This is a genomic window from Burkholderia sp. F1, from assembly GCF_050813845.1.
In the GTDB taxonomy this organism is placed as follows: Bacteria; Pseudomonadota; Gammaproteobacteria; order Burkholderiales; family Burkholderiaceae; genus Burkholderia; species Burkholderia ubonensis.
The window spans coordinates 2,411,478-2,422,994 of the sequence record NZ_CP172422.1 but is presented as its reverse complement, the minus strand read 5'-3'; the positions used below and the strand labels follow the sequence as shown (position 1 = coordinate 2,422,994).

Here is an 11,517-nt window from a genome sequence, read left to right as displayed (position 1 = left end):
AGGGTCAGTGGCCTTCGCTCGCGCCGAACATGGTCTTCGCGTAGATGATGCCGAGGCCGTACGCGCCGCCGTGCTGGGCAGCCGTCTTGGTGGTTTGCGCGTAGGTTTCCGTGCGGGCCCAGTCGCGCTGCAGTTCCAGCAGGTACTGCAGCGACGTCATCGGACGCGCGCCGGCCTGGATCATTCGCTGCATCGCGCGCTCGTGCGCCTCGTCGGACACGTCGCCGCATGCGTCGGCGATCACGTAGACCTCGAAGCCCTGGTCGATCGCCGACAGCGCCGGGCCGACGATGCACACCGACGTCCACAGGCCCGCGAGCACGATACGGCCCTTGCCGATCGCGTTCACGCGCTCGGCGATGCGCGGGTCTTCCCAGGTGTTCATCGACGTGCGGTCGATCAGCTTTTCTTCCGGAAATACCGACGTGATTTCCTCGAACATCGGGCCGGAGAAGCTTTTCTCGGCGACGGTCGTGAGGATCGTCGGCACGCCGAATTCCTTCGCGGCCTTGGTGACGAGCGCGGCATTGTTGCGCAGCGACACGGCGTCGATCGACTTGGTCGCGAAGGACATCTGCGACTGGAAGTCGATCATGATCAGCGTGTGGTTGGTCGGGTCGAGCAGGGCCTTGCCGGGTTTGGCTTGAGCGGTAGGCATGTTGAATCTCCGTCGGTGGTTGGGTCAATGAAACAGTGGGCCCGAAGCGGGCGCCGGCGCGTGCCCTTGCCGGCCGGCGGCCGTCAAGGGCAGGGTTGCACGCAAGCGGTCGCGGCGTGAGCCGCCGCGCTTGCAATGCGTGGCGAATCGGTGGCGGGGCGGGGCACGCCCTGCCGTTCGAGCCGGGGGCCGGCTCGCGGAAGTTCACGCGTCGCGCTTGGGCGATGGCGCGGGCGGCAGCACGTCAGAAGGCGAAGCAGCTGCAGCCGAGCGCGCCCCAGAAGCCGTTGTCGTCGCTTACCGGCACGTTGCTGCGCCACGCGAACATGTGGCCGTGACCGTGCACGCCGCACAGCTTCGCGCAACCGTCCACGCACGCGCGCTCGGACGCGGATGCGGACGCGACGGGCCGGTAGCGGCTGTAGCCGCCGAATTCGGCCACCGGCGACCACGCCGGGCTGACCGGCAGCGGCGGCGGCGCCAGCGGCGCGAATTCCTCGTCCGCGTGCACGACCTTGCCGTTCACGACCGTCAGCACCGACGACAAGGTCTTGATCTGCGCTTCGTCGACCGTGAAGTAGTCGTCCGTCAGCGCCGCGAAGTCCGCGTACTGACCCGGCACCAGCGCGCCCTTGCGATCCTCCTCGTTCGAGAACCACGCGCTGCCGACCGTGTAGCGCCGCAGCGCCTCCATCCGGTCGAGCCGGTTGCGCTCCGGATACAGCGCGGTGCCGCCCACCGTGCGCCCCGATACCATCCAGTACAGCGACACGAACGGGTTGAAGCTCGCGACGCGCGTCGCGTCGGTGCCCGCGCCGACCGGCAGCCCCGCCGCGAGCATCGCGCGGATCGGCGGCGTGCGCGTGGCGGCCTCCGCGCCGTAGCGGGCGATGAAGTACTCGCCCTGGTAGGCCATCCGGTGCTGCACCGCGATGCCGCCGCCGAGCGCGGCGATGCGCGCGATGTTCGCTTCCGAGATCGTCTCGCAGTGGTCGAAGAACCAGCGCAGCCCGTTGAACGGGATCTCGCGGTTGACCGCCTCGAATACGTTCAGGAAGCGGCTGATCGACTCGTCATAGGTCGCGTGCAGGCGGAACGGCCAGCGGTGCTGCACGAGCAGCCGCACGACCGCGGTCAGCTCTTCTTCGAGCGATGCGGGCAGGTCGGGGCGCGGCTCCAGGAAGTCCTCGAAGTCGGCGGCGGAAAACACGAGCATCTCGCCCGCGCCGTTCACGCGCAGGAACTCGTCGCCGTCGCCGGGCCTGGTCATCTTCACCCACTTCGCGAAGTCCTCGATCTCTTTCTTCGCGTTCTGCGTGAACAGGTTGTACGCGATGCGCATCGTCAGTTCGCCGCGCCTGGCGAGCTCCATGATCACCGCGTAGTCGTCGGGATACGCCTGGAAGCCGCCGCCCGCGTCGATCGCGCTCGTGATGCCGAGGCGGTTGAGCTCGCGCATGAAATGCCGCGTCGAGTTCATCTGGTCGTCGTAGCCGAGCTTCGGCCCCTTCGCGAGCGTCGCGTACAGGATTCCGGCGTTCGGGCGCGCGATCAGCATCCCGGTCGGGTTGCCGTGCCGGTCGCGCTGGATCTCGCCGCCGGGCGGGTTCGGCGTGTCCTTCGTATAGCCGACCGCGCGCAGCGCGGCGGCGTTGAGCAGCGCGCTGTCGTACAGGTGCAGGATGAAGACCGGCGTGTCGGGCGCGATCGCGTTGATCTCGTCGAGCGTCGGCAAGCGACGCTCGGCGAACTGCAGCTCATTCCATCCGCCGACGACGCGCACCCATTGCGGCGCGGGGGTGCGGGCCACCTGGCGGCGGAGCATGTCGAGCGCGTCGGCAAGCGACGGCACGCCGTCCCAGCGCAGCTCCAGGTTGAAGTTCAGCCCGCCGCGGATCACGTGCAGGTGCGAGTCGTTCAGGCCCGGGATCACCGTGCGGCCGCGCAGGTCGATGCGCGGCGTGTCGCCTCGCGCATGACGCATCACGTCGTGGTCGCCGCCGGCCGCGAGGATCCGGCCGTCCTTGATCGCCAGCGCGGTGACGAACGAGCGCCTGTCGTCCTGCGTCGCGATCTTGCCGTTGAAAAAGACCGCGTCCGCGGTCACCACGTCGTTCGTCCGGGCAGTCATCGTGAGTTTCCAGAAGAGGTGCTCGCGCCGCGAGCCGTGAAGGCATGCCGACACGCCCCTAGCGCGCCGACGTTATGCCGCTACGTTAGGCAAGCCCGCGATTAAAGTCCTGAGCGGCGCCTGAAATGTTCTGAACCGGGCGGTGCGCGGGCCGCGCAAGCGCGCGGCGACTGCACGCGGCGGCAGGTGTCGGCGCGCTTGCTTGGCGCGTCGCAGCAGACCGTCGGGTATCCGATCGATACGATTGCCCGTTTTCGCGTTCATCGCTTTGCGCCGGCCGCATCGATTCAAATTATTCGATCGTTGAGTTCGGAATATTTGACTCATCGAATTCGGCAAATGGCGTAGCATGAGCGTCCCGGGCGGAGCCCCGCCATGCGGCGCGCCGCCGATCCACTTTCGGAACTATCGTCTCGCCATGATCCGGATTGGACCCCTGCAAGTCCTGCTCGATACGCGCGAGGTTCGCCTGAACGGCAGGCCGTTGCGCATCGGCAGCCGTGCGTTCGATGTCCTCGAACTGCTGATCCGGGCCGACGGCGCGCTCGTGTCGAAAGACGACATCATGCGCCGCGTATGGGCGCATACCGTCGTCGAGGAAAACAACCTCCAGGTGCAGATCGCCACGCTGCGCAAGGCGCTCGGCGCCGACCGCGGCCGGATCGTGACGGTTCCCGGGCGCGGCTACCGGCTCGTCGTCGTGCGCGACGAGATCGACGCCGCTGCGCTGCCTGCTCCCGTGCCATCCCCGACTGCCTCCGGCATCCCGGCCGACCCCGCCGCGCTGATCGGACGGCAGCGCATGATCGCCGACATCCTCGCCACGCTCGAGCGCGCGCGCGTCGTCACGCTGGTCGGCGCGGGCGGCATCGGCAAGACGCGGGCCGCGGAGGCGGCGGCTGCGCACGCGGCCGCGCAGTTCGAGGGCGGCATCGTGTTCGTGCCGTTCGCATCGGTCGCGAACCCGCGCTTTGCACTCGATGCGCTCGCGGGCGCGCTCGGGATGGCGCAGCCCGTCGGCGGCCTGTCGCTCGCCGCGATCGTCGCCCATCTGGCCGGACGCCGTATCCTGCTGGTGCTCGACAACTGCGAGCATCTGATCGATGCCGCCGCGCAGATCGCCGGCGCGATTACCGACGCCTGTCCGGAGATCGGCGTGCTGGCGACCAGCCGCGAGGCGCTGCGCATTCCGGGTGAACGGCTGCAGCCGGTGCCGCCGCTCGACGTGCCTGCCGAGGACGACGCGAGCGACGCGATCCTGCGGGCCGGCGCGGTCCAGCTGTTCGTCGCGCGCGCGCGGGCGGGCGATCCGCGCTTTCCGGTCGACGCCGCCAGCCTGCGCGTGATCGGCGGCGTGTGCCGCCGGCTGGACGGCCTGCCGCTCGCGATCGAGCTCGCCGCGGCGCGCGCCGCGGTGCTCGGCATCGAAGTGCTGGCCGGCCATCTCGACGACCATTTCCGGGTGCTGGCCGGCGGCTTTCGGACCGCGTTGCCGCGCCACCAGACACTGAAGGCCATGCTCGACTGGAGCTATCGTCTGCTGGACGAACCCGAGCGCGTGCTGCTGCGTTCGCTGGGCGTGTTCCTCGAAGGTTTTTCGCTCGACGCCGTCTGTCACGTCGTCGGCGCGCGCGGCTTTTCGCGGGCCCAGGCCCTCGATGCGCTTGGCGGGCTCGTGTCGAAGTCGCTCGTGATCCGCGATAGCGCGGACGGGGCGACGCGATACCGGCTGCTGGCCGTCACGCGTGCGTACGCGCTGCAGCAGCTCGAGGACAACGGCGAACGCAAGGCCGCGTCGCTCGCGCATGCCCGGTACTTCCGGGTGCTGTTGACCGAGGCGCCGCACGGGATTGACGCGTCGCGGCCCGGCGCGTGGCTCGCGGCGTTCCGGCACGAGCTCGGCAACCTTCGCACCGCGCTCGACTGGGCGTTCTCGCCGCGCGGAGACCAGGCGGTCGGCGTCGAGCTCGCGACGGTCGCGGTGCCGTGCCTGTTCGACCTGTCGCTCGTCGACGAATGCTGCGAGCGCTCGCGCATCGCGCTCGACGCGACGCTCGATCCCGAGATCGCGCCGGTGTCCGCCGGCACACGCATGCGGCTGCTCGCGGCCTACGCGGCGTCGCTCGCCTACACGGCCGGTCCGACGCGCGCCGTGCACGACGCGTGGGCCAACGTGCACGCGCTCGCGCTCGCCGAACGCGACACCGAGTACGAACTGCGCGCGCTCTGGGGCCACTGGACCGCGTGCCAGCTGGCGGGCGACGTGCGCACCGCGCTGCAGTGGGCAGGCCGGCTGAGCGAGCGCGCCCGTGCGCTCGCTCAGCCGGCGTCGCAGGTGCTGGCGCTGCGCAGCGAAGCCGTCGCGCTGCACTATGCGGGCGAGCAGGACGCTGCCGGCGAGCGGCTCGAACGGATGCTGCGCGCGTACGACCATGGCGCGCACCGCTGGGAAGCGCTCGGCATGCATATCGAGCAGGGGATCGTCGCGCAGGCGACGCTGGCGCGCGTGCGCTGGTGCCAGGGCGCCGCGGATGACGCATTGCGTCTCGCGCGGCATGCGTTCGAGCGGGCGTCCGGTTACGCGCACGATCTCGTGACCGGCTATGTGCTGGCCGAAGGGCTGGTGCCGGTCGCGCTGCTCTGCGGAGCAGCGGATGTGGCGGCGCAAGGCATCGACGCGTTACGGACGTGCGCGACCCGTGCCGGGATCGCGACCTGGCTCGCGTGCTGCGATTGCTACGACGAGTATCTGCGCGCCGATACGGATGCCGGCACGGCGCGGCTGCCGCAGTTCCGGGCGGCGCTTGACACGTTGCGCGCGACCGGCTGCCATGCGCCGCTCACGCTGCTGCTGGCACGCTACGCACGCTGCCTGCACGACGGCGGGCGACCTGTCGAGGCGGCCGAGACGCTGGCGCTCGCGCAACGCCATGCCGATGCCGCCGGGGAGCGCTGGTTCGTCGCGGAACTCGCGCGCTTGCGTGTCGATCTTGCCCAGCCGGCGCCTTGCGCGCCCGCCGCTCGCGAGGCGCTTGACGCGTGGTGGATCGCGTGATCAGATCAGCGCCGTGAAACGGTCCACGAGGTCGGCGTGGTCGAGTTGCTCGACCCACCAGCGCAGCGCGCGGCCGGCCTCGTCGTCGCGCCACGCGAGATAGCAGTGGGTGGTGTCGCGCATGCCCGTCACCTTGCGTGCGACGAGCTTGCCCTCGGAGATCGCGCGCGCCGCAATGCACTCGGGCAGCGTGCCGACCGCGAGTCCCTCGCATTGCGCAGCCAGTTTTGCCGCGAGGGTCGGCACGGCGAGATACGGCTGGCCCGAATCGATGGCGATCGAGCGCGGCTGCGATTCGCGCGACGTATCGCTGATGACCGCGCCGCGATACTTGACGACCGACGTCATCGGCAGCGGTTCGGGCAACGCGGCGAGCGGGTGGTCCGGCGCGACGGCGAACACATGCTTCAGCGTGCCGATCGGGCGCGCGATGATGTTCGGCAACACCGGCGGTTCGCCGGCCGCGCCGACGACGAGATCCGCGCGGCGTGAAATCAGCGCGTCCCAGGTGCCGCCGAGCACTTCGGTCGACAGGCGCAGCCGCGTATCCATGTCGAGCGCGTAGAACGCATGCACGTGCGGCCACAGCGCCTCGAACGGCAGGATTTCGTCGACGCAGATGCGCAACTCCGTTTCCCAGCCTTCCTGCACGCGCTGCGCCTTCAATTCGAGCTGCTCCGCGGCGCGCAGCAGCCGGCGGCCTTCCTCGACGACGACGCGCCCCGCGTGCGTGAGCTTTGCGCGCCGGCCGCTGCGATCGAACAGCGCGATGCCGAGGTCGCTCTCGAGCTTCTGCACGAGATAGGTCAGCGCGGACGGCACGCGGTGCAGGAGTTCGGCGGCCTCGGCGAACGTGCCGGTCCGGTCGATTGCGTCGAGCGCCTCGAGCGCTTCGAATGACAGCTTCATTACGGATTCCAGGAAGGGGGGAGGTCGGGTCGTCATGCCGTCGACACGACCGGCATTCTCCCATGGAGTTCAGAACATTTCAGCCATAAATCCCCTTATGAGCGGCCGGCCATTTTGCTGCCGACCGCGGGCCGCGTGATTCGTCGAGCAGGCAGGAAGATTCAGGCCGCGTTCAGGACATTCGCATGCCGAACGTCTAGCGTGTAGACGCGATGCCGGCACGCGAACGGGGCCGGTCGCCGCCGTGTGCGCCGCTCGCGCGCATACGTGTGTATCGACCATCGACAATTCACGACACAAGGAGAGCTGACCATGATCCGGATTCGCATGATCTCGGCAGGGGTGGCGGTTGCAGCATCAGTCGTCATGACGCTGATCCCGCCGATCGCCGTCGCGCAGGATGCGACGGGAGCGGCGTCCGCGCCGCCGAGCGCATCGTCGGCAAAGCAGGTTCGCAAGGCGCAACGCAAGGCGGCGCGCAAGGCCGCGCGGGAAAAGCGCAACGCGGAGTTGCGCGCGATCGAGAAGGACGGCTATCGCCTGACCGGTGACGGCGGCAATTATCCGGAGAATTTCCAGAACACGGAACGCAAGACCGCTCCCGCGCCGTGACGGCGTGAGCGCCGCGGCGAAGCGCTTGCGCGCGTGGCCACGGAGCGGGGGATGAGCATGCGCCGGTCCGCGCCGATCAGGGGCGCGGCGTATCCGCCAGGCGATTGCCGGCGTCGAGTCGAGTGGTTATGCGCCGTCGATCAGGCGGCGAGCTTCCTGGCCAACTCCGCGACATGCTTGCCCTGGTAGCGCGCGATGTCGAGCTCGTTCGCGCTTGGCTGGCGGCTGCCGTCCGCGCCGGCGAGCGTCGTCGCGCCATACGGCGTGCCGCCCGTGATTTCGTTCATGTTGACGAGGCCGCTGCACGCATACGGCACGCCGACGATCACCATCCCTTGATGGAGCAGCGTCGTATGAAACGACGTGATCGTCGTTTCCTGGCCGCCATGCTGCGTGCCGGTCGACGCGAACACGCTGCCGATCTTCCCGACGAGCGCGCCTTTCATCCATAGTCCGCCCGTCTGGTCGAGGAACGTGCGCATCTGGCCGGCCATGTTGCCGAAACGGGTCGGCGTGCCGAAGATGATCGCATCGTAGTCGGCCAGTTCGTCCGGCGTCGCGACCGGCGCAGCCTGATCCAGCTTGATGCCGATCGACTTCGCGGCGTCGGCGGGGATCGTTTCCGGCACGCGCTTGAGCGTGACCTCGACGCCCGGCACCGACTGCGCGCCTTCGACGACATGTTTCGCCATCGTCTCGATGTGCCCGTACGACGAGTAGTAAAGAACCAGAACCTTGGTCATGATGCGGTTTCTCCGTCAATATTGGGCCCCGCATCGTGCGAGGCCCGGTCATCCGAGTCGGGCGCCATGCCCGCTCGGCCGTCACTTCGATCGGGCGCAGGTCAACGTCTGCACCTCGGCGTCCTTGGCGTGCATGAACGTCGGCGCCGCTTTGCCGCGCGCTCGTCGCGGTCCGTCGACGCGACGAGCGCGAGCCTGCCGCGCTTGTCTTCGCGCCGATCGTGGAGATCAAGAATAGGTCAATCCATTTGACGAATAAATCGCCGGGGCGATAATCACTGTCGCATTCGAGTGGACAATTCCCGACTGAACGATCTCCGCATTTTTCTTCGGGCCGCTTCAATGCCGGAGAACGGCCTCGGTGAGCGGCACCGCGTCCGAACGCACATCAACAGGGGCGAGCCGATGGCCTCGACCCCGCGCGCTACGCCCTTGCGCCCATGACCGCGCGCGTGACTTTCGATCTATAGGCGCGACTGCCATCACTCGACACAATGGGACATCGCCGAATCGACATGCTTCGCATTGCTACGCGAATTTCATCCCCCACCAAACCTCTTCCAGGAGGGAATCACCATGCGGAACGCTGCCCCGAAATTGCCGCCCGTCGCGCAACCGTCGCAACAATTCAGCCTCAACGCGCCGAGGAACACGACGCCTTTGAATTCGCCCTGGCCGAAACCGCAGGGCGTCAGGAGCGCGTGGCCGCTCAAGGTTTCCGACGGGAAATTTTCCGCCGACATGTTCAAGACCACGTAAGCGAACCCTGGCCATATCGAGGAACCGACATGCCACTCACCCTTAACCAACTCAACGCGTTGCGCAATGCGTGCGTGAACAACCCCGGCGGCGCCATTGCCGGTGTCAATCTGGCGGCGGCGCTTCCCGGCTGGAACATTCCCGCCAACGAATGCGGTTGCTGGCGTTGGGCCAGTTCCGGCCTGGGAATGCCGGTCATCAACGATCCGGGGCAGATGTTCACCTCGATCGCGACCGGCGCCGCGCTCAATGCGGGATCGGCGTGGGCCAACCATGCGCCGGCAGTCCACTTCGCCGCCGCGCGGCACGCCGAGTACGTTCAATACGATGCGCACGGTCATGCGATCGTCGGCGCGCCACCCTGGGGCAACTGGTTTACCCGCGTCGTGGACGTCGTGGCCAGATCCACCTGCGAGCTCGGCAACATGACTCCCGGCACAGGTGCGCAAGCCAATGGCGAGCGCTACTACGTCTGCGTGCACTACGAACCCGTGACCAACGGCGTGAACAATGCGCCCAACTACACCCACTGGTGGCTCGCGATCCACCTGGGCCGGCTTCACGGGCGGGATCAATACTGCTGTATCGAAATGTTCCCGGGCTCGACGAATCTGACCTTCCGCATCAACAACGCGTATGCGTTGAACAACAACGTCCTGGTCGAGGTTGCCGACCTGTCGCCCAATCACCTGGCGGTACTCGGCGCAGTCATCTGAGGACGCCTTGGCGTACCGCTGTCATTTCAATACTGGTCCATCCGGGTCAGTCAATCAGGAGAGCAAATCATGTTCAAGCGTTCCATTTCGAAGTGTCTGTTTGTGATGCTGTCGTTGTTCGCGCTGACGGGGCACGCGCAAGCCGCCGGGTGCCAGTATTCGGTCAACTATGAGAAGGAGGGCGGGCTGAGCGGATGGCCCGCCAGGGTGCAGAACTCGAGCGACGCGAAGTTGCGCAGCGCATACGAAAACGATACGTGCTACTACATCAAGGGGGAACACGGTGGCGGAGCCATACCCCCAGGTGCAGCCAGCGACAAGCATGTCACCGTGAGTCGAAACGGGGTTGCCTGCCACGTATTCAAGAAGAGCCCCGACCTTCCGCCGGGATCCCGCAATCCGACGACCTGTTTTTGACGACGCATGTTTCCGGGCGCGCGAACGGCGAGCGTCGATGAGTGTTCGGGCGATGCATTGGAGCAGCCGGCGCCGCACGATTGTCGCGAATGGGCGGGAACGATCCTGGCGAAAGCGGGACGAAGAAGGCACGGGCCCCATGCCCGTGCCCGTGCGTCGGCCGCGTACCGACGTTTCGTCGACTCCCTCGATTCAGCCCGACATGAATTCAGGCAAAGCAAGCGACCCGTTCAAACTGCACGCCGCACTCAACGAGGTCGGCATGGCGCCGAGCGCAGGCGATGCGCTGGATGCCTATCGGCGAAACATCGATCTGCTGGCGGACTGGCGGGTGATCTATGCGGACACGGACGACCGGTCGAATCTCAAGCTCAGGCGACAGCAGCTTTCCGAGACCGGTTTCGTCGCGACGGTGTTCCGGGGCAAGTCGCTCTGGGTATTCGACCGGGAGGCGATCGCGGCGGATGCGCCCGTTCATTTTGAAATCGGACACGGCACGTTCGTCGACTCGAACGCGGCGAGCTACATTCGATCGCTGGCCTACCGTGAACGGCCGCGCGACGCGCTGCTCCAGTGGTGTCGTGCGCTATCCGCGACGATTCCCGCCGACGAGCTCGCCCGCCTGAATCCGTATCTGTATCTGTGGGAGAACCGGAGCGACCGCAGTGCGAAGCGGGTGGCCCGGGTGCGCGAGTCGATCGCCGCGATCCACGCGTTGTCGCTGATCCCCGAGCCGCTCGATGCGAATTGGGGAATCCGCTACAGGACTTCCTGCCGGGAGGTGGCCGAGGCCGCCGCGGACCAGCTGCTGGCCGGGTTTTATCGCCAGCTGGAGTCCGGGCTGGCCGATGCCATAGACGGCCAAGTGGATCTCATGGAGGCCGTGCTGGTCAGGACCAAGATCATCGAACTGGCGTCGGGAAAATCGGCCGGGCACAAGCTGGAAGAGCTGGTGCGGTTCATGCACGACGATCTTGCCACGTTCATGCTGCGGGAGCTGTTCGTGTGCGCCGACATTCTGGGCCGCGGCGGACGCTGCCAGCTCTCGGACAAGCTGAACGCGTTGCAGAACCAGGCCGAGCCGCTGGCCGTGCTCCGGAATGCGGCATGGGACCTCGCATTGCCGCGCTTCATGGAGGACATGACCAACACGCTGAGCGGGCCGGCGCAATCGGCGTTCTACGTGCCGAGCCTGATCACGTTCGATCGTGACGTGGTTGATATCCTGAACCTGACGGCGCTGCGCGCGATTGCGTTGCCGCGCGCGTCGCACGAAGCCTTTCCGTTCTTCGACGAGCCGTTGCACGAATGGCTGGCCGGGCACGTTGGAGACCGCCGGATGTCAGGGCTGGCTCCGCTGTTCGGGGAGGCCGCGTTTGACGCCCGAGCCCGACGCCGAAGCCGGTCCGACATGCGCGACGTGCTTCGCGAGGACCGGCAGCGCTTGCTGGCGCTCCTGGCCCAGGCGAATCGATCTTAGCGCGCCGCGAACGGACTTGACGCCCATCGGGAAACGC

At 67.5% G+C, this 11,517-nt stretch carries 10 protein-coding genes; 5 read left to right on the top strand and 5 right to left on the bottom strand.

The genetic code is table 11. From position 1 onward, the window contains the following. Positions 1–4 precede the first annotated feature (4 nt). Positions 5–658: a hydrolase gene (locus tag ACFIMZ_RS29365; protein WP_431822973.1), complete on the bottom strand. Its 654-nt coding sequence runs from the start codon at positions 656–658 to the stop codon at positions 5–7. A 244-nt stretch (positions 659–902) separates the two neighbouring features. Next, positions 903–2,789, bottom strand: coding sequence for an amidohydrolase (locus ACFIMZ_RS29360; RefSeq protein WP_431822972.1), 1,887 nt, complete (start codon positions 2,787–2,789; stop codon positions 903–905). Positions 2,790–3,207: 418 nt separating this feature from the next. Here ACFIMZ_RS29360 and ACFIMZ_RS29355 point away from each other — a divergent pair, with 418 nt between their 5' ends. Then, complete coding sequence (locus ACFIMZ_RS29355; RefSeq protein WP_431822971.1) at positions 3,208–5,844, top strand: ATP-binding protein; 2,637 nt, start codon at positions 3,208–3,210, stop codon at positions 5,842–5,844. Here ACFIMZ_RS29355 and ACFIMZ_RS29350 read toward each other — a convergent pair whose 3' ends face one another. After that, the gene (locus ACFIMZ_RS29350; protein WP_431822970.1) at positions 5,845–6,753 is read right to left on the bottom strand and encodes a LysR family transcriptional regulator; all 909 of its coding nucleotides are present in this window, start codon (positions 6,751–6,753) and stop codon (positions 5,845–5,847) included. A gap of 312 nt (positions 6,754–7,065) precedes the next feature. Here ACFIMZ_RS29350 and ACFIMZ_RS29345 point away from each other — a divergent pair, with 312 nt between their 5' ends. Further along, positions 7,066–7,365, top strand: a complete 300-nt coding sequence (locus tag ACFIMZ_RS29345) for a hypothetical protein (RefSeq protein ID WP_431822969.1) — start codon at positions 7,066–7,068, stop codon at positions 7,363–7,365. Positions 7,366–7,505: 140 nt separating this feature from the next. Here the strand turns inward: ACFIMZ_RS29345 and wrbA are convergent, their stop codons facing one another. Beyond that, positions 7,506–8,108, bottom strand: coding sequence for an NAD(P)H:quinone oxidoreductase (gene wrbA / locus ACFIMZ_RS29340; RefSeq protein WP_431822968.1), 603 nt, complete (start codon positions 8,106–8,108; stop codon positions 7,506–7,508). A gap of 539 nt (positions 8,109–8,647) precedes the next feature. After that, the gene (locus ACFIMZ_RS29335; protein WP_431822967.1) at positions 8,648–8,851 is read right to left on the bottom strand and encodes a hypothetical protein; all 204 of its coding nucleotides are present in this window, start codon (positions 8,849–8,851) and stop codon (positions 8,648–8,650) included. A gap of 45 nt (positions 8,852–8,896) precedes the next feature. Between ACFIMZ_RS29335 and ACFIMZ_RS29330 the strand changes: the two genes are divergently transcribed. The 3 genes from ACFIMZ_RS29330 to ACFIMZ_RS29320 all read left to right on the top strand — a co-directional run bounded on the left by ACFIMZ_RS29330 (position 8,897) and on the right by ACFIMZ_RS29320 (position 11,480). Further along, positions 8,897–9,583, top strand: a complete 687-nt coding sequence (locus ACFIMZ_RS29330; RefSeq protein WP_431822966.1) for a hypothetical protein — start codon at positions 8,897–8,899, stop codon at positions 9,581–9,583. A 69-nt stretch (positions 9,584–9,652) separates the two neighbouring features. Beyond that, complete coding sequence (locus ACFIMZ_RS29325; protein ID WP_431822965.1) at positions 9,653–10,000, top strand: hypothetical protein; 348 nt, start codon at positions 9,653–9,655, stop codon at positions 9,998–10,000. A 202-nt stretch (positions 10,001–10,202) separates the two neighbouring features. Next, positions 10,203–11,480 (top strand): hypothetical protein, encoded by a 1,278-nt coding sequence (locus tag ACFIMZ_RS29320; RefSeq protein WP_431822964.1) that lies wholly within the window; start codon positions 10,203–10,205, stop codon positions 11,478–11,480. Positions 11,481–11,517: the final 37 nt, after the last annotated feature.

Coding starts and splice junctions, on each gene's coding strand:
- ACFIMZ_RS29365 (WP_431822973.1), bottom strand. CDS start 658: ATGCCTACCGCTCAAGCCAAACCCGGCAAGGCCCTGCTCGACCCGACC.
- ACFIMZ_RS29360 (WP_431822972.1), bottom strand. CDS start 2,789: ATGACTGCCCGGACGAACGACGTGGTGACCGCGGACGCGGTCTTTTTC.
- ACFIMZ_RS29355 (WP_431822971.1), top strand. CDS start 3,208: ATGATCCGGATTGGACCCCTGCAAGTCCTGCTCGATACGCGCGAGGTT.
- ACFIMZ_RS29350 (WP_431822970.1), bottom strand. CDS start 6,753: ATGAAGCTGTCATTCGAAGCGCTCGAGGCGCTCGACGCAATCGACCGG.
- ACFIMZ_RS29345 (WP_431822969.1), top strand. CDS start 7,066: ATGATCCGGATTCGCATGATCTCGGCAGGGGTGGCGGTTGCAGCATCA.
- wrbA (WP_431822968.1), bottom strand. CDS start 8,108: ATGACCAAGGTTCTGGTTCTTTACTACTCGTCGTACGGGCACATCGAG.
- ACFIMZ_RS29335 (WP_431822967.1), bottom strand. CDS start 8,851: ATGTCGGCGGAAAATTTCCCGTCGGAAACCTTGAGCGGCCACGCGCTC.
- ACFIMZ_RS29330 (WP_431822966.1), top strand. CDS start 8,897: ATGCCACTCACCCTTAACCAACTCAACGCGTTGCGCAATGCGTGCGTG.
- ACFIMZ_RS29325 (WP_431822965.1), top strand. CDS start 9,653: ATGTTCAAGCGTTCCATTTCGAAGTGTCTGTTTGTGATGCTGTCGTTG.
- ACFIMZ_RS29320 (WP_431822964.1), top strand. CDS start 10,203: ATGAATTCAGGCAAAGCAAGCGACCCGTTCAAACTGCACGCCGCACTC.